General features: G+C 32.3%; 16 protein-coding genes. All 16 read right to left on the reverse strand.

Annotated elements, in window-relative coordinates:
• Positions 1–215: 215 nt before the first annotated feature.
• Entirely contained in the window at positions 216–821 is a 606-nt protein-coding gene (locus E0F76_RS12865; RefSeq protein ID WP_132006668.1) for an REP-associated tyrosine transposase, read from the reverse strand.
• A 334-nt stretch (positions 822–1155) separates the two neighbouring features.
• Positions 1156–1338, reverse strand: coding sequence for a hypothetical protein (locus E0F76_RS12870; RefSeq protein ID WP_132006671.1), 183 nt, complete (start codon positions 1336–1338; stop codon positions 1156–1158).
• A 181-nt stretch (positions 1339–1519) separates the two neighbouring features.
• Positions 1520–3055 carry a YifB family Mg chelatase-like AAA ATPase gene (locus E0F76_RS12875; RefSeq protein WP_132006674.1) on the reverse strand — a complete coding sequence of 512 codons (1536 nt, stop codon included), beginning with the start codon at positions 3053–3055 and terminating at the stop codon, positions 1520–1522.
• A 284-nt stretch (positions 3056–3339) separates the two neighbouring features.
• A complete protein-coding gene (locus E0F76_RS12880; protein WP_132006677.1) occupies positions 3340–4617 on the reverse strand; it encodes an ATP-binding protein in 1278 nt (425 codons plus the stop codon).
• Between the two features lie 89 nt (positions 4618–4706).
• Positions 4707–5141, reverse strand: coding sequence for a hypothetical protein (locus tag E0F76_RS12885; RefSeq protein ID WP_132006680.1), 435 nt, complete (start codon positions 5139–5141; stop codon positions 4707–4709).
• Between the two features lie 30 nt (positions 5142–5171).
• Complete coding sequence (locus E0F76_RS12890; protein ID WP_132006683.1) at positions 5172–6587, reverse strand: eCIS core domain-containing protein; 1416 nt, start codon at positions 6585–6587, stop codon at positions 5172–5174.
• 18 nt (positions 6588–6605) lie between these two features.
• Entirely contained in the window at positions 6606–8015 is a 1410-nt protein-coding gene (locus tag E0F76_RS12895; protein WP_132006686.1) for a contractile injection system tape measure protein, read from the reverse strand.
• Positions 8015–8719 (reverse strand): hypothetical protein, encoded by a 705-nt coding sequence (locus E0F76_RS12900; RefSeq protein ID WP_132006689.1) that lies wholly within the window; start codon positions 8717–8719, stop codon positions 8015–8017. The genes E0F76_RS12895 and E0F76_RS12900 overlap by 1 nt, the downstream gene beginning before the upstream one ends.
• A 22-nt stretch (positions 8720–8741) precedes the next feature.
• Positions 8742–11249 (reverse strand): hypothetical protein, encoded by a 2508-nt coding sequence (locus tag E0F76_RS12905; protein WP_132006692.1) that lies wholly within the window; start codon positions 11247–11249, stop codon positions 8742–8744.
• A 10-nt stretch (positions 11250–11259) separates the two neighbouring features.
• Positions 11260–14304: a hypothetical protein gene (locus tag E0F76_RS12910; protein ID WP_132006695.1), complete on the reverse strand. Its 3045-nt coding sequence runs from the start codon at positions 14302–14304 to the stop codon at positions 11260–11262.
• 11 nt (positions 14305–14315) lie between these two features.
• On the reverse strand, positions 14316–17564 hold the full coding sequence (locus tag E0F76_RS12915) for a hypothetical protein (RefSeq protein WP_132006698.1): 3249 nt from the start codon (positions 17562–17564) through the stop codon (positions 14316–14318).
• Positions 17565–17574: 10 nt separating this feature from the next.
• Positions 17575–17994 (reverse strand): GPW/gp25 family protein, encoded by a 420-nt coding sequence (locus E0F76_RS12920; RefSeq protein WP_132006701.1) that lies wholly within the window; start codon positions 17992–17994, stop codon positions 17575–17577.
• Between the two features lie 13 nt (positions 17995–18007).
• Positions 18008–18298, reverse strand: a complete 291-nt coding sequence (locus E0F76_RS12925) for a PAAR domain-containing protein (protein ID WP_132006704.1) — start codon at positions 18296–18298, stop codon at positions 18008–18010.
• A gap of 8 nt (positions 18299–18306) precedes the next feature.
• Positions 18307–19989 (reverse strand): phage baseplate assembly protein V, encoded by a 1683-nt coding sequence (locus tag E0F76_RS12930; RefSeq protein ID WP_132006707.1) that lies wholly within the window; start codon positions 19987–19989, stop codon positions 18307–18309.
• A 7-nt stretch (positions 19990–19996) separates the two neighbouring features.
• A complete protein-coding gene (locus E0F76_RS12935; protein ID WP_132006710.1) occupies positions 19997–20767 on the reverse strand; it encodes a CIS tube protein in 771 nt (256 codons plus the stop codon).
• Positions 20764–20937, reverse strand: coding sequence for a DUF5908 family protein (locus E0F76_RS19350; protein WP_165932700.1), 174 nt, complete (start codon positions 20935–20937; stop codon positions 20764–20766). The genes E0F76_RS12935 and E0F76_RS19350 overlap by 4 nt, the downstream gene beginning before the upstream one ends.
• Positions 20938–20939: the final 2 nt, after the last annotated feature.

Raw genomic sequence — 20939 nt, forward strand, 5'->3', positions numbered from 1 at the left:
CGTATTTCCCGCTATCCACTATAATCTCCCGATGAAAAATCGGGAGGATTTTCGTTTCTATCGGGGCTAAAATTCGCGATTTTCTTTCTAAAAACCTTTGTATTCAAATCTTTGAAAAACAAAGTCGCTCTCGTTTATGGCAAAGTTTGCAAAACTGCGCCACGCTCCGCAAAGTCTGCGACTTTGAGGATGTGATAAAAGGTCTCCGACCTTCATTACCAATTATAAATAGTGCTGATTGATTGTGGTTTCAAAACATCTATTACCGGATTATCAACTTTTGTAATTGCTATAATTCCACTATCTTCAACATAATTGGAAGCACTGGAATAAACATAATGAGAAGCTTTGGAAACAATTCCTGCTCGAACTGCATTCAAATGAATATAATCCAATTTCGACCAAAAGAACTTTTCTGAAAAAATTTCCTCGGGATGATTTCCATATTGCCAAAACTGATATTTTTCATTTCGGGTATGACTTTTACAAGCAAATTCAAAACGTTTCAGCATCCAATCAGCTCTACTTTCTGGCTCAGTTTCTATTTTATTCAAAATGGTCTTTGCCGTAAACTTTTTGAAATCCCGAATCAAATCGGATAATTTACTGTTTTCTGACTGAATGATTAAATGAATGTGATTGGACATAATTACAAATCCATACAAAATCATTCCTTTGTTTTTTATACAAAAATCCAGACTTTCGATGACGCAATCTTTATAGGTTTTTCTAGAAAAAACATCAACCCAGTCCACAACGGCGGCAGTTATAAAATGCGCTTTGGATTGATCTCGAATTATGAATCCTTCTTTCTCTTTAATTTTGTATTTTTTTAAGGTCAGTCAGAGACTGAAAATCACTACCTCAAAGTCGGAGTCTTTGCAGAGTGAAACTAGTTTTGTTGACATGTTCTTTTTAAGGTACACTTCATATAACTGGGTACTCAAAGTATTTGTTTTAAGTTATTTTTAATCTATTTTTCCATTATATTGATCAAGATTTTGAAAAAGGTCTATCTTAATATTCCCAAATGAATATAATCTAGTAAATGACGAATTAAAACCACCTTCCGAAGGGTCTTTAGGGATTAATGAAATTTCTGAACCCCCAAACGAATAATCTAACTTATTTTTTCCTTTGCCATAATATCCGCTCTTATAAAGTATTATTATCAAATAACACTAGTGTGTCTGCACGGTCAGGCACTTCTGCGATAGGGTGGTTTTTATTATAATTTGTATTAACGTAAACTCCAGTTATCATACACTTTAAGAAAAAGTGATTGTAGATAAACGAAACAACCAAGAAAAGCACCACACCTATTATTATTTTTTTCATTTATATTTTTTATTAACCTGTCATAAATTTATAGGTTTCGAGCTCCGCAAAGTCTCCGACTTTGAGGATGTGTTCGTCAGTCTATGACTGACATAAAATTAAACAATCCAAAATAAGGTCGGTTAAAAACCGAAAGTCACTTCCTCAAAGTCGGAGACTTTGCGGAGCATATAATATAAAACTACCCCAACCACCCATCACGATCCAAACTCCTATACTGAATCGCTTCAGCTATATGTGAGGAAATTACTTTTGGAGCAGCTTCTAAATCGGCAATGGTTCTGGCTACTTTCAAAATCCTATCATAAGCACGCGCTGAAAGATTCAATCGTTCCATAGCAGTTTTTAGTAATTGTTTCGAAACCTCATCAAGGGCACAATATTCGCGGATATGCTTGGTATTCATCTGGGCATTGTAATGTATATTTTCCATTTGCACAAAACGCTCCGACTGAATTTCTCGGGCAGCAGTCACTCTTTTCCGAATATCAACACTACTTTCGGCTTTTTGGTCTTCGGATAATTTTTCGAAAGGAACGGGTGTTACTTCGATATGAATGTCGATTCGATCCAATAAAGGTCCTGAAATCTTGCTCAAATAGCGTTGCATTTCATGTGGGGAAGATGTTTGTGGAGAATCGGGATCGTTAAAAAATCCACTTGGACTCGGGTTCATACTTGCCACCAACATAAAGGATGATGGATAAGTCACTGTAAACTTGGCTCTCGAAATGGTCACTTCTCTATCTTCTAGCGGCTGACGCATTACTTCAAGAACATCTCTTTTGAATTCTGGTAATTCGTCCAAAAATAAAACTCCATTATGCGCCATGGAAATTTCACCAGGCTGTGGATAACTTCCTCCCCCAACAAGGGCCACATTCGAAATGGTGTGATGAGGACTTCGAAACGGCCGTTGATTCATTAGACCCACTTCTTTTAATTTCCCCGCAACACTGTGTATTTTAGTTGTTTCGAGTGCTTCACGTAAAGTCATTGGAGGTAAAATACTGGGCAATCGCTTGGCCAGCATTGTCTTTCCTGCTCCGGGAGGGCCAATCAGAATAATATTGTGCCCACCTGCAGCAGCTATTTCCATGCATCTTTTTATAGACTCCTGCCCTTTTACATCTGAGAAATCAAACTCAGGAAAATCTAAATCTTTATAAAATTCGGCTCTAGTATCTATTTTTGTTGGTTCTAAAGTCCCTTTTCCTTCTAGAAAATCAATTACTTCCTGAATATTTGTTACACCATAAACGTCTAAACCTGCCACAATAGCTGCTTCTTTTACGTTTTGGATTGGCAGGAAAAACCCTTTAAAACCTTCTTCTTTCGCTTTAATTGCAATTGGCAAAGCACCACGAATGGGTTGCAAGCTTCCATCAAGTGAAAGTTCTCCCATGATGATGTATTTGTCGATTTCGTCTGCTTTTATTTGAGAAGATCCAACAAGAATTCCAATGGCCAAAGTCAGATCATAAGCTGAACCTTCTTTCCGCAAATCGGCAGGTGCCATATTGATGGTGATTTTTTTGCCCGGCATTACATAGCCATTATTTTTGAGAGCTGCTGCAATTCGATAACTACTTTCTTTGATCGCGTTATCTGGAAGCCCAACTAAATGATAACCAATTCCTTTGTCTATATTTACCTCTACAGTAATCGTTGTGGCTTCGACACCAAAAACAGCACTACCAAAAACTTTTACTAGCATTTACTTTTTGTTTGGAATAAATGTAGAAAATTTACTTACAAAAACAAAAATTATTTTTGGTTTCAAAAAACAGCTATAATGTCCTATTCTTGACCAATTAAATATTTTGTATTAGTTTTGAATAGACCTCTATTTTTTAATGTTTTGAAGAATAGATAATAGTGAACAATAGCCCCGATAGAAGTGGAAATCTCCCGATTTTTCATCGGGAGATTACAGCGAATAGCGGGAAATAAGTTATTAGGAAACGAAAATAGTGTGCTCCTAAAAAAAATCGAATCCCGCTACAACGTTTTGAACTGCTTTTCTTCTTTATCAAACTCAGCTTTGATTCCAAGTAAAAGTTGTTCTGTTGACAACGAAGTTGACTTTTCTTCAATTGCCAAAAGCGAAGTGTGCATAATCGCTGAAATAATTTGGGCTCCTGTCAATTCATATTTATCTGCTATTTTGTTAATTAAATCTGAGGGGACACTTACATTTTTTGGAATTGAATTGGTCCAAAGTTTAATGCGTTCCTCAGCATTCGGTTTCGTAAATTTAATAATGGAATTAAATCGTCTTAAAAACGCATCGTCGATGTTGTTTTTGAAATTAGAAGTCAAAATCACCAAGCCATTAAACCGTTCGACCCGTTGCAACAAATAACTCACTTCCTGATTGGCATATCTATCGTTTGATGATTTAGTACTGGTACGTTTCCCAAAAAGGGCATCGGCTTCGTCAAATAATAAAATCCAATCTTTGTTTTCAGCGAGATTAAATATTTTCTCTAAATTTTTCTCGGTTTCGCCAATGTATTTTGATACCACTTGCGATAAATCTATTCGATAAACGGGGCGGTTGAACTCTTTTCCTAGTAAGGTTGCAGTAAGTGTTTTTCCCGTTCCTGAAGGGCCATAAAACAATGTTCTATAGCCTGGGAGAATATGCTTTTGCATTCCCCAATCATGCAATAATGTTTTTTGATGTTTAATCCATAACTTAATCTGATTAATTTGGGTGTGCACTGCTTCATTTACAATCAAATCATTCCATTCCATTAAAGTGCTAACTTCTTGAGCGGGAAAGTTTGTGCCAAATTTGGGTTTAAGGATTTCACCATAACAAAGTAAATGTACCATTTCCTTTGAGAGCATTAATTTTCCCGACATTAATGGTTCCCCTTCTTTAACCTCATCGATCAAAAGAATATTTTTCTTAAAAAACCAATGTTCCGGTGAAAATAATTGTTGAATTTGCAACCGATAGACAATCTCGTTTTTAGCTAATAAATATAAAGCCGTTTGGCCAGTAGGAATTAAACCTCTGTGATTTTCGGTCTTCACGCCGCCAAGTTCTGGTAATTCCCCTCCTTCAGGATAGACTTCTTTGATGATTTCGTCTAAAAAATTGGGTATTACATGTGGCACCAATGCCAATGAAAGGATTAAACCTTCTTCATGTGTGGTTTCTTTTCCAAGTATTTCCGAAAAGGTATTTTGAAAATTAAATATTTCTTCTAAATCTGAATTGGATTGAAGTGATTGAAATAGGAATGATTTTAGGTTATTGAAAAGCATAATTATTTTTTAGATATGATGCACTCTTCCAAATATAAAGGCGCTTTAATTAAAATATTTAATTAAAGGAAAGACAACAAAATGTTTATTCATACACTAAAAAAAAACTCAATCAACGAGGTATTAGATGAGTGAATTTTAATTGTATTGCTTTTTAATTGTCCAATAAACACTCCTGCTTCATTAGATTCTTTGGATTCATGTATTGTTATTTTTGAATAAATTTCAATTTCTTCTTTATCAGAATATTTAGGAATTAAATTACTCTCCCAATTATTTTTATGTAAATCTAGGCCATATTCATATGAAGAATGTGGGGGTATAATTATAAATGAGGGGCCATTTCTAGTAAAGGTTTTCGGTTTTTGATTAAATCTTGTTTTCACATTATTGACAATTACTATTATTTGAGTATTTCCCCATCCCCAAGAATTGTTATTATCCCAAAATTTAACTTCCATATCGCTTTCATTATAAATAATGTGCGATAAAAGATTATTTTTATAAACTAATTCTAATTTCATATTGTTAAGTTTTCTAATTGAAAAAATAAATCACCAATTAACATTCACAAAATCCTGACTTCCAATGGTTGTATTTCCATTACAAACATCTAATACTTTTATCATAAATCTCCATTGACCAGCCATACCAGTTCCTCCAGGACTGTCACTTCCAGCATATACATTTCCAAACGCTTGATTTCTTCTTCCACTAGAGTCTAAATATTGGTCAAAACTTTGCGGGTCTGAAAATGTACCTGATCGGTGTCCATAACGATTATTAACTGTGTCATCTCTGTCTTCTATCCATGTATTTACTGGATGAGCTGCTGGAAAACCAGCATGAGGCACTACACCTGGAGCAAAACTTGCTGCAGCTGCCGCGTTCCATCTTATAAATTGTCTTACTTCACAACAAGAAGGTAAAATTTTATTAGCTGGATCACTTTTAAATGTAGATGCTAATCTGAAAAAGGCTTGTCTTGCTCCTAAACCAGCAGGAACATTTATTGTACCTCTTGGTGAATAGCTAGGTCCGGTATCTATTTCGCATCTACCTGCCCCTTCTGCCCCAATTTCTAAAAAAAGAGGTCTAGCAGTTGCTGGGCCAAGTTTACCGTCTTGAGTCATTCGATTTACAGCTTGCCAATTTACAACTGCATTCACAAAATCTTCGTCAATAACTGAGGGTAACTTATTAATTCCTAAAACATCTCTAATTAAACCAATCATCTCAACACTATTAGGAATATTATTAAGTATATTTTCATTAAATGCTATTGCTTCTAAAATTTTTGCAGGATTCAAAACGGCACCTATTGCATTTGGTCTTGGGGGTACTAAAGCCCAATCTCTCTGTATCTTCCTTCCAATAGCACCACTTTGCTGCACCGTATGTGTCAATTCATGCGCCAACAAATGTTTTCCTGCATCAGAACTTGGATTAAATTTTCCTTCATTGAAATAAATAGCATTACCTACTGTAAAAGCTTGTGCATTCAGTTCCCTACTCATTTGCACAGCTTGACTTCCAGTATGGATTTTTACATCGGAAAAATCTGTTCCAAAACGATTTTCCATAAAGCTCTTAGTTTCATTATCCAAGTTGCTTCCTCCTCCTTTGGAATTGTTGATTTGATTTTCTATATGACTCGATGCATTACCTTCACTTTCAGAATTTGAAGAACGTTGAATTAAGGGCGTTATGCATTCTGCTAAAGGTTTTCTTTGTAGTTTTTCTTCTTCTTCGCAATGTGCGCATTTTCTTTGTAATAAAGCTCCTGTCTGCGTAACATTTTGATGTGACGGTTCATTAATTCGCATGACATTATTTGCCATGTTATCTGCTTCTACTTCATAACTATCATCTGCACTGCCTATATTCAGTTTTTTTTGAATAGCAGGTTTAAAAAACGAACTTCTTATTGTCGTTGTTTTATTTTCTGGTTGTAAAACTGCTTTTTCCATATCATGTCCATTTGTAATTTAACTCCAATGACAGCTTAAGTAGCTATCCATCCATGGTGTTTGTATCATACTTATTCCCCATGGTAATTGTTCTAATAAAATATCAACTCCTTTTTCTTCTACCCACAACTCATATTCATTTTCGCTTACTAATTCAAATTTTGCTTCTCTTTGTAGAAAAGTTTGCTGTAAAGCTTCAGTTGAAGAAGTTGACATTACTTTCCAATGCTCTTTTACAGCTTCGAGTAAGCTGTTGCATTGATCTATTTCTATACCTGTAATTTTTAATTTTACATTTACCACTTCTTCCATTGAAAGTCCACAGAGTACTTTATTCAGAATTAAATCGCTCTCTTGTATTTTTTCATCACTATTCACTAAATATTGCGTTAGTAAAATGGCTTTTTGTTGACTCCTTTTGCTTTTCCAAAGACCATCAGCTTCACACAAATTCAATTGTTCAAAAAGTGCTTTAAAAAAAGGATGCAAAATAATTACTCCTGCATTCTTTATATAATGTTTGTTTCCCAAGCCAATTTCTTTTTTAGCAATATTAACTTGAAAACCATCTTCAAAATTCTCAACCTCCCTTCCAGAGAAATCATTATCTATATTCTTTTTTATTTTTTCGAATAAATCATTAATTACAGATATGCTATTGTTGTTTTCAATAAAATGTTGGCAAACTAAACTTAATTCTTTAGATTTTATTTCGAAAAAATCTTCGGAAAATTGTACAAATTCATTTAAAAAAATATCTTTTGAAACTTCTTTATTTTCAAAATAACAGATCCAATGTACATATTCAATCCATTGTTTTTTTAAAACACTATCACTATTAATTTTGTCTGTACTTATTTTGATTCCTTCTATTCCTGTACTAAATCCATCTAATTTTTTTATAAATATTTCTTTAAAAAAATCCGGCACGGAGAAAATCCAACGTAATAATGAACTACTATTTTTTTCAAAATTTAAAAGCACTTCTTGAATAAAAGTTGTTGAAACCTCAACTTCATAAACAAGCTTTTCTAAATCTTTAACAATTGCGTTTTCAATTATTTTTCCAGTCTTTAAAAACTCAATAAAAACATATTCTGCATGTGTACTATTCGAAATAAAATCAATATTTACTAGGCCTTTTTCGTCAAGATATGAAAGCTGATTTCTATTTAAAAAGGCTTCTATTTGAGTAAGACTTTTTTGCACCAATTCTTCCTTCCAATATTTTTTAGAAATAGATGCTACTTCTATATTTAAAACTTCAACTCTTAAAGTTTTATTTTTTGAATCGTATTTATTAAATAATGTTTCCAGTTTTGGATAAAATTCTTTTTCTAACAACAAACTCAATTGACTGTGTATTTCTTTCCCAAATTCTTGAGTCGAACATTGAATATCAAATGTATGTTGTTGAATAAGATGCATTATTTAAATTTTGCTCCAAATATTGCTTCCGCAAACGAAATATCATTTACATCTATTGGTCTTGCACTCCTATTTCTTATTCTTGAATCAACATTAACATTTCCTAAATTGTTAGTTACTGGGTCAATTGCTGATTCTTCAAATTTTTGAGTATGCATAGCAATTGAAGTTGAAATAAAACCTCTTTTTAAATTTGGTACTGAAATGATTAATACATTATTAAAATCACTGAATTTTCTAGCAAGCGCGATCACTAATTGCCCTTGATTTAATTCATTTCCAAAAAGTGGAATTTGATAAGTTAAAAAATTTCGGTCATCTATTAAAGGAAGGATTCCCTTGCCATCTTGCCCAGCTAATAAATTGAAGTTTTCAACGCTAAACATTCCTTGAGTTTCATTAAAAGGGATTACAAATGCAATAGCGGTGTTAGTATCTGTTGCAACATCAACAGGAATTGGTTTTACTAATAGCGTCATATTAGCTGTTTCGCCTTTTATTCCTTTTATCGAAAAGAAAAGTTTTGCATTTTTTCCAGAACTTATAATTGCATTTGCTGAAAAAATATGAAAAGTCTCCAATCCTGGCTTATTTTCTGTGTAATCTAACAGTTCTGTTAATACATCTCTCACTTCAAGAGCGGTATTATTGCCCTTATCATTTATAGCTGTAATTTTTGATTCTACTGTGGTTCTCGTTGCCATGATGTTATTTATTTAATGTTATTTATTTTGTATTAAAATCTTCTGAATCGAAGTCCTCAGGATTAAAATCGCCAATAGTCGTTTGCTCTTTTCCAATTATAATATTTATTGTACTCCCTTCTGAACAACATAAATAAGGAATATAAAAATCTGCTAAGACTACTTTTTCAGTAATTGTACTACCTACTGCAGAGAATATTGGTTGAAATTGTAGTAACGAACTAATATTTCCTATAAAGAATTCTTGTAAATGTGTTGGGTAATTTTGAGAAAGATTATAGCTCGCTAGCTTAATTAAGTTGTCTTTAATATTTTCTGTTTGTTCCTTACAATCTATTAATGCATTTGGATCATACGGTAATGCCTGACTGAAGTTTACTTTTGTAAGTACAACTGTAGATACAATTTCATCCTTAATCGCTTGCGATCCTGGACCTAGATTAATTGATTTATTGTAGTTACTAATTGTGTTTAATAAACCTAAATATCTTGGAGGTATTAACTTTCTTTTAAAAATGCTGCTGTCCGTATACACAAGTATAAAAGTTCCTCCTTTGGTTACTCCCGCTTTGTGTTCTATTCCTTTGTTTTTTTGTAAAAAGGTAGAAAGAAACATTTCTTTATAGATAGTAGTCCATCTTTTATACGATTCATCATAAATAACTGTAAATGCATCTTCAAGAAACATTTCGTTAATTTCATCAAGATGATCTATTAAATCCTCTGCTATTACGGTTAAAGTTGATTTATTTAAAGTCATACAAAATCGGTGAAACAAGAACAAAATATTAAGGTTTTTAAAGATTTCGTAAAAGCTTTTGTAATTGGACAAAAAATCAGTCAAATCATCAGTCAACAAGGTTTTTACTTCGGTCAAAATATTTTTAAGTGACGCTATCGTAGCATCTGTCATAAGTGATTCTTCGACAATTTTAACCTTGTTTGAATTTATCCAATTCACCACAAATTGTGTCACATTGAACACTTTGGTTCGAGCCATATCATAATCCAATTCTAAATCTCCCCAATCGCCTTGATGCTCGCTAATGTCAACCTCTTTTCCAACAAAATCAATGGCGTTAAGGGCTATTACTTTAAAAGGCAAATTATAAATTTCTTTTAATGACGATAATTCAGTCAAAACTTCTTGATAGTTTTTCCCAATGTGACCCTCAATTCTAAAGAAATTAAACGGTTCGGTATCAAATAACAAAGGATCTTTAACTTCAGGCTTATTGGTATAGTTAGGAATAGTGGAATGATAGGAAAGAATCGTATCATTTTGATTTTTTGATGTCAATTGAGGATTCCATTTTGTATTCAATTCTAAAATCGTATTGTAATAATAGGGAATTGCTTTATCACTAATGGGAAAGTTGCCTAAGGAGGATGGAGTTATTTTTGTTCCATTCCCTTTTGGCACTTCAAATGTAGAAAGGATAAGCACCAATTTTTCAAATAAAAGTGACAGTTCTTTAAGCTTAGCATTTTCATCATTTGTTCCATTCAATGTTTTAATAAATGGTGTTCTATATACAGCATCATCAATTGAATTCCCTCCCAATACTACATGAAAAGGAAATAGACTTTCATCAATACAACACAAACTAGGATTTATTTTCTTGAACTCTATAATTTCGTTATAGGTGGAAACAATATCAAAAATCCAATCCCAAACGTACTGAAGATTTAAACTACTCTTATATTTATCTACTGTTTCTGTGATTTTACCTTTGTTGTTTTCAAGCATAGTCAAACTACTTCCTTGTGGTAAAATATTTTTAAAATCTTGAAAAACATTCGCAATTGAAGTTGAAATCGCTGTTAAAAAACTATCATTATATACTTTTCTAAATCCATCAAGAACATTAGCTGCAGTAATTAAGTTTTTGTACGGAACATTGTATCTAGGAAATGCTATTTTAGAATACAATTCTGGTAATTGATAGGCTGTAATTAATTCGTTTGTGGCCGGACTAATAGGGATAACAAGTGGTCGCATGTTAAATTGGATGCGTTTTCCTTTGTCGTCACAATTAGTAGTTACACAATTTTTTTGATCAATAAGGGTCATTTCTAATAAGAGTATAACTAATTTATCTTGGAAGAAATTATTAGGAATTGGTTTTTTGCCTTCATCAGAAGCATCAGTAGGAAGTAATTCAGAACATTTTTTTATGGAGGCATATTTTGTGGCGTATTTAAAAATAGCATCTAAATAAGGTTCTCTTATGTAATCTGGTTTTAAAAATTGATCAGAAATTTCGAAATCATGGTATTGAGTAAACGTAGTTTCTTTCCAATTGATTTGAAAACCAAGAGAAGTTACTGCCGTTCCACACCCTATTTTTACACTATTTGCAGTTGAAAAAGTAAGTTCTAATCCGCAAACGATTCCTAAACCAATTAGATTTTTTCGCGTAATGCGATCCTGTTCTTCTAAATGACTTACTAACAAATTTAATTCCTTTTGACTTAGCACTTGATCTGCTTCAAAAACCGGATAAATAGAGGTGTTATACGCTTCCATGATGTGTTTTTTATAATGTTCCTAATGATGTGTTTCCAAGAATTATAGGATTGATTGAATCACTCAATTGGCAATCATATAAATTCCCTTCTGGATATAATGTATTGAGCTCTTTTAGGGCTAAAATGAGTTCGTGTACTGCTTTTCTATATTTAGCTTCCTTTACTTTTGTTAATTTATTTTGGGAATAATTGATTCTATAATACCTGTAATTTTTAATCCACTGTTTATAGGCTTTCTGAAAACCAAGCATGTCATCCGCATTTACCCAACAAATTTTCAATAAAGTATGCGCTGGAGCTTCTTGTCTAAATGTTTTTTCAGCATACTTTCTGAAAATTATATTCTTAAACCGAGATATATACCCTGGTAAAACTATGGTTGCTTTAAAAGAATAAGGGTCGTTATTCGCTTCATCATCGCAATCGTCATTCAAACAAACGGTCAATAAATCGTCATCTAAAAAAGTATTATTGTTAAAAGGTCTAAGTAAAATATGTTCCAAACAATAAAAATTTTCATAATAAATATTCATTGTTTTTATCATGTGCACCAAATAGTCATAAGCTTCACTTTCCGACATGAATTTCATATCAAGCTTGGCAATTTTTTTTGTTCCATTTACTAAATACAAATAAAAATTAGCTCCTAAATTGTCTATTTTATACAAATTTTGATCTAAAAAATGCAGTTGTGCCCAATCCCATTTATCTTGCAAATTTGTTGCAGGAGTGATTATTTTAAAAACAAAGTGAGTGGGTTTCGTTTCAACTGTCCATTGGGTTTGTGGGCTATCTTCGGCAACTATATTTCGCAACGGAATTTCGTTTATACCTAATAATTTGGCCACTCTTTTTTCATATCCTGCACGATGATCTGAATTCCAAAAAGGATGAAATTCTAAAGCTTTTGTAGTTTCGTTTATCGTAGCATTCAAATAATCAATTCCCAAACCTCGATTACTGCTTATTTCTGGGTACTTATAGATGAATTTTTGTTTGTCTGCAATTAAATCTTCATAGTCAAAACTAAGCGAACCCATTCCACCAGTTTTTTGCGACAATTGATACATCATAAACACGTAGTCATTAAAACTTTCGGAAAATCGGGCTAATAAATGGTCTAAAACTCTATTTTTTCGATCATAAAAAAGGGATTTGGATTCGTATAAAGAAAAATCGTCATCTGATTCGCCTTCCAACAATGCTTTTTTAAGAGTATCTGTATATAATTCTTTCGAATAAAAATCATTTCCAGTTTCATCGTCTTTTTCTAGATATACGGGGAAATAAGTTTTATTTTCGACAACTTTATCGGTGTCAATATTGATATTAAACAACTCTTTAGCATTGTAGAGCTGACTGAAAAAATCAGCTAAAATTTGCTCGTAGAAATACAAGTATCCCTTTAATTGTTTGGCCTGTGCTTTACGCAAAGGAGTGTCTTTTTCTGAAATGTAGTTTTTGCCCAAACCATAATTTCTTGGAAACTCATCTTGAATGCTGTAATACTGATTCAAATCAAAATAGGTTCCATTTTCGATTTCAAAATCGTTTTTTGTATTTTGTAATTTCTGTTGATTGAATTGCGATTTGTAAAGAATTACTTTTTGTTCCACCAACATTAATTGGGTTTCCGAAAGTAAAAAAGGGATGTTTTTTTGGAACAATAATAATTTTGACTTTTGTGCATCGAAAACCGGTTTAACTTCCCCAGAAAGTTTCAAAACCCATTTTTCATTTTTTGCATTAGTATAAGGTGCACCCAATTCAGTATAAGCAGTCATCATTAAGTTTCTAACTGATTTTACTGCTGATATTTCCATTAAAACGGCAATTATATCCGATGCATGAATTTCACTTGCTAATTGTGCTTTTTCAATTTCAATATCTTTTAGAAATCCGTGAGTCAATTTTGGTCCTAAAAAAATATCCTCAGAATGGTAGCCTTCGTTGACCAATTGAGCCAAAGTGTAAAATACAATCTTGGGATTAATGATGTTATCTATGGCAATTTGAATTTGAGTCATTGCCTCCACTGCATCGGCTCCAGCTTGCAATTCAATATCTGCACAAATACCAATAGCTACTTTTTCAACAATTTCAGTACACAAATAATCTTCTGTAAAATTTCTATTTTGGTGTAACTTTACGGCAATCGTTGAAAATACTTCTTGTATTTTGTCTTTCTTTTGTTTGAACAACGAAATTACTTCACATACATTTTTCTCTTTTGAAAAATGATGTACTATTAAATCTACTTCGGCTATATCTCCTGGAAAAATTCTAAAATGCAATGAATCGGTAGGCTTGCTATATCTATTTACAATTAGATAAACAATGCCCTGAACTTTCTTAACACTATCTATTGTTATTTTTGATGGTTTGTTCATTTTCTTGAACAACTGCGCATCAGGATGATTCCAATTAGTAAATTGAGGAACTATTTTAAGGTTTACCCAACGATTTTTTTCCCAAAAAGCAAACTCCAACAATAAGGTGTTTAAATCTCCTAGTATAGGATTTTCTTCGAGTTCAATTTTTACTTTATTTAATCCTCTTAATGGTAATTTTTGTAAAACCTTATTATTTTTATCAACATTTTTAAGGCTTAACTTATCTTCTATTTTATTGATGTAAATAGTGGCTTCACTATCATTTGGAAGTAAATAACCATCCGCATCAGTACTTGTTTTTGTTGGCAATAACCAAGCGTTTGAAACCCCTTCAATATCGATGAGTAATTTTCTATAATCAGTTAAAGTTAAAGGAGCATTTGTAAAAATGGTCGCAGCAGAAAAGAAAGTATGGTTTTCAATTTTACCCTTTTTATTGGTCAATACATCTTTAATATCAAAATCGGCTCGATACCCTAGCTCCGTAATAGCATAACAGAGGACATCCAACATGGTTATACCCGGGTCATGAGCATTATAATCGGTCCAGAATTTTGAACCATAACGCTCAATATATTTGAATCCTTCATTCAACAAGAATTGAAAATCTTGTGAAGGAAGTAATTTTCTATTTCTATCTATGTAGTATTCCGTTAGCATTTTTGATTCTTTTAAATTTCCGTAATTAGATGAGTATCGGTTGGAATAAATAATGTAAAATCAGATTGAGGAGCAATTTTATTTAAGTTTTGAATAGCACTTCCAACAATAATATTGTTTTCGTCTAGTAGGTATTGGTTCACCTTAAAATCGGTGATGTAATCCACATAACTTTGATTGTCAATGAGCTGAATAATTGATGAAAATTCGATTTCACTAGCAAAATTGAAATCTTCTTTATCAAAAGCCCAAGGACTTAAATAACTATTAATCGTTTCTTTCAATAGATCAATGTACAATCGGGTATCCATGCCTTTGACAAAATAAAACTTTACCTTAAACTGAATTTCTACTTTTTCTAACCGCGGCGGTTTTACATTTATTCGTACTTGTGGTGATACTTTTTTATGCAGCTGTTCTTTAATCAATAGCATTTTATTAAGGCTTAAAAGCGGTTTCCAAGTAATATTTTCGGATGTTGATGCTTTTGCGATAGGAATAAGCGCTACAAAACCTGCAGAAACATTAGATATTTTAGTATCATATCGATAATGATTCAAGGTTTTTAAACGATACACTTCTGGAAATTCTTCCAATATTATTCTTTCATAATCCCATGAAGTGATGGCTCTGTTTTTATGTCGCAATCTTTCACTTGTTCTTGTGTATAAAGTAGTGTCTTGTTCTGCCATTCTACCAAAAAAAGAACTATAAGGTTGAATAATCTTTTTTACACCGTTTATGGCTTTGTACGCTTTGCTAATGGTTTCTTTTGGAGTGTTTTCTAGGAAATCAGTACCTATCTTTTCAAAATCGACCAACACTGCTTTAAATGCTTGTGTATGAACTCCAAAAAATTTACAAATAGCTTGATTGTTTGAAACAGATAGTCGCACCCAAAATAAATCACTAGCTAATTCTGTATTGGTATTGGCTATAAAATCTGGAACAGTAATGGAGACTAATCCCGATTGGGTCAAAGAGTACGTTTCATCCCCTATTTCATTTTCTGGAAAATCATTCCAAATATTATTACTCAAATAATGCCAAGTAATTTTGGCTGGTTCCAATAATGGATTTGCAGTTCCTTCTTCTAATTGGATTAAAAAACTCAAACTATCATGAGGTTCAATAGTATCAAAACCTAAATAAACGGCGCCTTCATTAGACTTTAAATTAGAAAAATTAATAGTCCCTTTTTTTCTTTTTATAAACCCATAAGGCAAGACATGAAATAGTTCAATTGTGTTATTTTCATTTGTTCTGGTCTGCAAATTAATGGTTTCTGAAACCGAATAGTTAAAAACAAATTCTTTAATTCTAGGTTTATAGGGTAATTCAGTTGCAGGTTTATTTTGACTAGCAATAATATAGTCTTGCATGTATTTTTCTCCGCTGTATTCAGCATCTTTTAATTCAATTCTAAATTTTCCATTAGAAACAATTGCATCAGTAACCACGGCATCAAAATGATATTCTTTTAAAGGATAATTGTTTGGAATGGGTGTTAAACTAGTCGAATATTCTTTCCATTGTCCATCAACCAAATGTAAAATAGTAACTTTCTCATTGATCCAATTCCCTGCTGATAGAAAGTTTTTTTTTCTGCTTTCCATAAGAAAAACTTGTTCTGTTTTTTGAGTTGTATCATTAGTAGTTCCTTTATTTTCTATTAAGTTAACAGCGTCATTAATCACAAAAAGGCTATTTAATAATGTTGTTATTCCAAACGTAGCAATGGCTTTGTTTTTCATAAAAAACTCATTGGAACTCAAAATTATTCCATTGCCATTTTTTGGAAATTCACCAAAAGGATAAAACGGTTTTTTTACATCGATAATTCCAAAATCGGATTGTAGCACAAATGATTTAAACTGATTTACGGTTACTTTTAAATCTATTTTGTTTACAGTTGTAATTATATCTTTATTTATGGGTATAATTTTTAAAACTGGAAATTCGGACTGAACTAAAAAGTCTTTATGAATTTTTGCATCAAAAGGAACAATCGCTTTTTCAGTTGCGGGAATTGTTAATTTAATAAAACCCTCACTATTAATTTTTTGCGTAATTTCGATTCCTTTCTTTTCCCCTGTTATGTAAAATTTAAAATCATTTGGATTGAATGTTTTTTGATTGAATTTTAAATGAATATTTCTTTCTCCACTTTGCAAAAACAATAACGGACTTGCAATCATTATTCCTTCTTTAAATTCTTGTTTGTTGTTTGCAAAAACATCAAAACTGTTGCCTTTTGCATTAACATTAAACAAATCGGTTGTTTTAAAAAATTGATTGCCATTTCTATGATGACTCAATAATGAATTCAATTTAATTTGGTTAACCGTATGATCTGCAGTTGAAGCATAAAATTTATTTTTACCATTACCATTTTTACCTGCAGAAAAAACAGTGTTATTAGGAATCAAAAAGGGTTTTACTTTAAATGGTTCTACTAGTAAATGGACATAATCTGGTTGTGCTATTTTATTTTGAATTTTTAAAACATCTTTGTAATAAAAATCCAAATGCCTCTTTGTAAATTCATTGTACTTTTCTTTGGCAATAGCCAACAATTTCAAAAAAGTTAGAAATAGAGCATAATGAGGGGAGTGTTTTGAATACTTTTCTAATTGATATTCAACGGCTTTTTGAGTAAAATTTTTCCAGGATAAAAGCAAACCAAAAAGTTGTTGGGTCGTATTTATAAACACATAATTTTTTAATAACGAATTGATGCTAGGAATTTTATCTGTCGCAATGTCATTAATTGCTTCAATTTGATCAATAATTAATTTAAACTTTGCATTTATTAAAAACTTAGAAGAAATTAAATTTTCCTTTTCTATAATTTCATCATCTAATCCTTCAGCTCGTTTTATAAGATCATCAAATTCCTCTTTCAATAGTGTAAAAAAATCTGTCAATATTTTTTTTTGTGTATTAAAATCCGAATTTATTAGAATTTCATTTTTTTTAATTTCGAATGAATTCTGAAGCAATTCAATATTCCAACTCGCAATATAAATTAAAATAGAAGTAGATTCTTTTTGAAAAAAATTAGACCAATCTCCATCACTAATATCAAATTCATTATAGAACTTTACATACTTCGAAAGTCGTTGTACAAACAAAATAAAATCTTCTTCACGTCTTTCATCAAGCAAAAAGAAGTCCGTTTGCAAAGCAGGCCTAACTCTCTCTTTTTGAGTCGTTCCCATGCCTTCATGTATTGATAAAGTTGAATTACAATTTTTCATTTGTATCTAATTATTTATTCACAAACGTTCCTTCCTCTAAATAATAAGGGAACACATAATTCTTTCTAGAATTAGTGGCTCTTATTTTATACACAATTTCAATTTTGATAATGCCATTATTGATTTCAGTTTCTCCTGATTGAAAATCGACATCCAGCAAATCTATTCTTGGTTCATATTTTAGTATGGCATTTTGTATTATCCCTTTTATTTTTGTCAAAAGTGTAATTGTGATGTTTTCATATAATAAGGCGCTTAAATCACAACCAAAATCAGATCGCATCACTCTTTCATTCAATTGAGTGGTCAATAAAATTTGCAAACTTTGAAAGATGTCTTCTTCACCTGAAACCATCTCAACTGTAGCTAATTGATTCTTAAATGTGGGTGGAAAACTCCAACCCGTTCCTAAAAATGATGTATCTTCCATTATTTTAGTTTTTTTATCCGCCAATAATAACTGTTGGGCAACCTAAAACGACTACTCCACCATGTGCAGTTGAATCTCCCATTCTAACTGCAGGACTACCCGCAATAAATACAGAAGAAGAACCCGCTGACAAAGTATCTGGTGGTCCAGTACACACACAACTATCTCCAACTATTGATGCTGGAATATTGCCTATCAAAACCGTTGAGTTACTTCCGGGTAATAAAGGGCCGCCTACATGAGGAACTGTTCCTGTAACCATAGGACAAGTATGCATATCTGTGGCTCTTGCTGCTGCTCCCATTGCTAATCTTAATTTATATTTACTAATGATCCTTTCAAAGTCATATTACCACTTGCTTCAATGTTAATTTGAACCCCTTCAACCTTTATATTCCCAGCGGCTTTCAAATTCAAATCTTTGCTGCTTTCGATGGTGATACCTTGATCGTTCATGGTAATTTTATTACTATTTTCATCTTCTAAAACAAAGCCCTTTAAATCATCACTTATCGTTAGACTATTGCCATTTTTAGTGCTCAATTCGATACTTTTTTTCTCATCATCTATGATAATTTTTGTTCCTTCTTTAGTTATAAATCCTTTTAAATAATTTTCTTCAGCAATAGGAAAAGGCATGGCTTTGTTACTACTATATAAACTTCCCAAAATAATGGGAGTGTCTGGGTTATTATTCAAGCATCCCACAATAACTTCATCATCAATACTGGGAATAAAATAGCTTCCCATTTCATTCGAAGCATTTAGTGTTGCTAATCTTGCCCATACTCCCTCACCACTACTAGACAATTGAGGAATTCTCACTTTTATGCGAAACTGATTGTTTGGGTCCTCCACAATTTGAGTTACAATTCCTATTAGTAAGCCATTAATTGTATTCGATTGACCTATTTCTGCATGTGTATTATTGATGCCCGCACTAGTATTTTGTGTAAAAGAACGTTCACTTTCTAAACCATACCTATATTCAGTTTTCCAACAGCCATTTTCAATAATGTGTTCTTCTTGAGTAATTAATAAAATGGCATCATTAATTTGTGTATTGACTTTTTTAAAACTTATGTAATCTCCAGATTTTGCTAGTAAATTTCCAAAAGTGGTCACCATTCCTGAAACCGAAGCCAAATTGCTTTTTGCAATTATAGTATCGGCTACTCGTTGCAGGGTAGCTTCTTGCAACACCGTTTCACTTAAACGAACGGTATGCGGATTTTCTGGCGTACTTTGAGAAGCGGTTACAGTAACTGTTTCTTGATTTTCAATATCCCATCGCTCAATAGTTACAGCCGATTTTCTTCTTTCTGGGTCTATTTGTCCATTAAAAGCAAAAACATTAATGCCATTTTCAGCAACATAAATGGGCTCACTTTCTGGATCTAAAACATCGATTCCAACAAATTCTCCGTTTCGTAACGCGACCATCATGCCGATAGAATCTAAAAACCCAATCAAATAATCCCAAGGTACCGTTGTATTATTATGAGTAATGTGTTCTTCACCCCATCCTTGCCCAGTTAAATTATCACTTAATGTTAAATTAGTGGTGTAATTGGTTAGCTTTTCTTCAAACGTTTGATTGTTATTTTCTTCTTCAGTAGCCGATTGTGATAAACGTAAAGCAATATCTTTGCATTCAATTTTAGCCACTAGCTGGCAATTTTCATTGTGTTGGTCTAACGATTTTACAACACCTTTATAAAGTGTCTTCATACTGCCTTCAAAAGCAATTTTTACTTCAATTTCAAGTGGCGGATCCGTTGGATTATGATGTAAACTGTGCAATGGCGACGTATCATTATCTTCAAAATCTTCTTCTACAGAAGTAAAAGTGAATTTGGCAAACGGTATTTTATTCAATTCAAAGTGCACCTTCGCTTCTGTTAACAAAGAATCTAAACCAGTAATCACACCATTTATGGTAAACTCTAGTTTTAATAAAGTGTCAGTTGGAAAAAAAGGTTGTACTGTTGGCATTCTGTTTTTATTTAATAGGTGGGAATTTTATTTTTTGACCCGTACTAAGATGTCTAAAACTCAATAACTTATTGTTTTTTGCAACATCGATATAAAAAGTATTGTTGAGGTATATCGTTTCTGACATAAGAGCTAAGGTATCATTCATTTTAAAAGTTCTTTCATGTGTTAAATCGGGCGAGTTTTTATTTTCTTTGGCAACCATTAATTTATAGTCAATAGTTCCTTTAAAAACACATCGTACTTTAGCTCGAATGGGTCTTCCATCTTTTCGAAAAAGAGTGTATTCAATATCCATGCTTTTTAACCTACAACTTAAACTATAACCACCCCAAAGTAATTTTAAATAAGCTGTTTGATGAGTTTCGCCATCATAACCCATTAATAAATTTTTAAATTCTCCCACTTCTTTTTCAACTGTTTCCACTTCAGCAAAGGGATTTACAATGGCTGGTTTTAGTGTATTTGCAATATCTCCAACAAGATCCAAAAGCGTATCTTCTCCTTTACCTTCTTTAATTTTTCCTGGTGGTACAATACCTGAACTGTCAAAAAAGAATTCAAAACTGACTTCCTCACCTTCAATTCTATTAAACCGCAAATCAGTTCCAGAAGATCCCAATGCTTGATTCTCACAAAACTCAACAGTGTGTTTCATGGAATATTTTTCGGGATTCAACTGAACAAAAATGGTTTTCTTAGGTGGTTCTACATATTCTTTGGTCGGAAAAACCTCAATACGCATTTTATCTATTATTCCAAATAATCCTTGTATCATCTCTCGGCTTTTTCTTTAATTTTTTCTAATACTTTCAAGATACATTCATTGACAATTGAATTCTTTACCTCTTGCAATTTTACCGAAGTGATTTTATCAGTAAATTGAGAATTTTCACTAGGTTCAATTACAGTTACTTTTATCCGTAATTCTTTAATTTCTATAGCCATAA

Source organism: Flavobacterium cellulosilyticum, assembly GCF_004349355.1.
Taxonomy (GTDB): Bacteria; Bacteroidota; Bacteroidia; order Flavobacteriales; family Flavobacteriaceae; genus Flavobacterium; species Flavobacterium cellulosilyticum.

What these genes read in the sequence shown, in the direction of transcription:
- E0F76_RS12870 (WP_132006671.1), bottom strand. Translation starts at nt 1,338, where the DNA reads ATGAAAAAAATAATAATAGGTGTGGTGCTTTTCTTGGTTGTTTCGTTT.
- E0F76_RS12875 (WP_132006674.1), bottom strand. Translation starts at nt 3,055, where the DNA reads ATGCTAGTAAAAGTTTTTGGTAGTGCTGTTTTTGGTGTCGAAGCCACA.
- E0F76_RS12880 (WP_132006677.1), bottom strand. Translation starts at nt 4,617, where the DNA reads ATGCTTTTCAATAACCTAAAATCATTCCTATTTCAATCACTTCAATCC.
- E0F76_RS12885 (WP_132006680.1), bottom strand. Translation starts at nt 5,141, where the DNA reads ATGAAATTAGAATTAGTTTATAAAAATAATCTTTTATCGCACATTATT.
- E0F76_RS12890 (WP_132006683.1), bottom strand. Translation starts at nt 6,587, where the DNA reads ATGGAAAAAGCAGTTTTACAACCAGAAAATAAAACAACGACAATAAGA.
- E0F76_RS12895 (WP_132006686.1), bottom strand. Translation starts at nt 8,015, where the DNA reads ATGCATCTTATTCAACAACATACATTTGATATTCAATGTTCGACTCAA.
- E0F76_RS12900 (WP_132006689.1), bottom strand. Translation starts at nt 8,719, where the DNA reads ATGGCAACGAGAACCACAGTAGAATCAAAAATTACAGCTATAAATGAT.
- E0F76_RS12905 (WP_132006692.1), bottom strand. Translation starts at nt 11,249, where the DNA reads ATGGAAGCGTATAACACCTCTATTTATCCGGTTTTTGAAGCAGATCAA.
- E0F76_RS12910 (WP_132006695.1), bottom strand. Translation starts at nt 14,304, where the DNA reads ATGCTAACGGAATACTACATAGATAGAAATAGAAAATTACTTCCTTCA.
- E0F76_RS12915 (WP_132006698.1), bottom strand. Translation starts at nt 17,564, where the DNA reads ATGAAAAATTGTAATTCAACTTTATCAATACATGAAGGCATGGGAACG.
- E0F76_RS12920 (WP_132006701.1), bottom strand. Translation starts at nt 17,994, where the DNA reads ATGGAAGATACATCATTTTTAGGAACGGGTTGGAGTTTTCCACCCACA.
- E0F76_RS12925 (WP_132006704.1), bottom strand. Translation starts at nt 18,298, where the DNA reads ATGGGAGCAGCAGCAAGAGCCACAGATATGCATACTTGTCCTATGGTT.
- E0F76_RS12930 (WP_132006707.1), bottom strand. Translation starts at nt 19,989, where the DNA reads ATGCCAACAGTACAACCTTTTTTTCCAACTGACACTTTATTAAAACTA.
- E0F76_RS12935 (WP_132006710.1), bottom strand. Translation starts at nt 20,767, where the DNA reads ATGATACAAGGATTATTTGGAATAATAGATAAAATGCGTATTGAGGTT.
- E0F76_RS19350 (WP_165932700.1), bottom strand. Translation starts at nt 20,937, where the DNA reads ATGGCTATAGAAATTAAAGAATTACGGATAAAAGTAACTGTAATTGAA.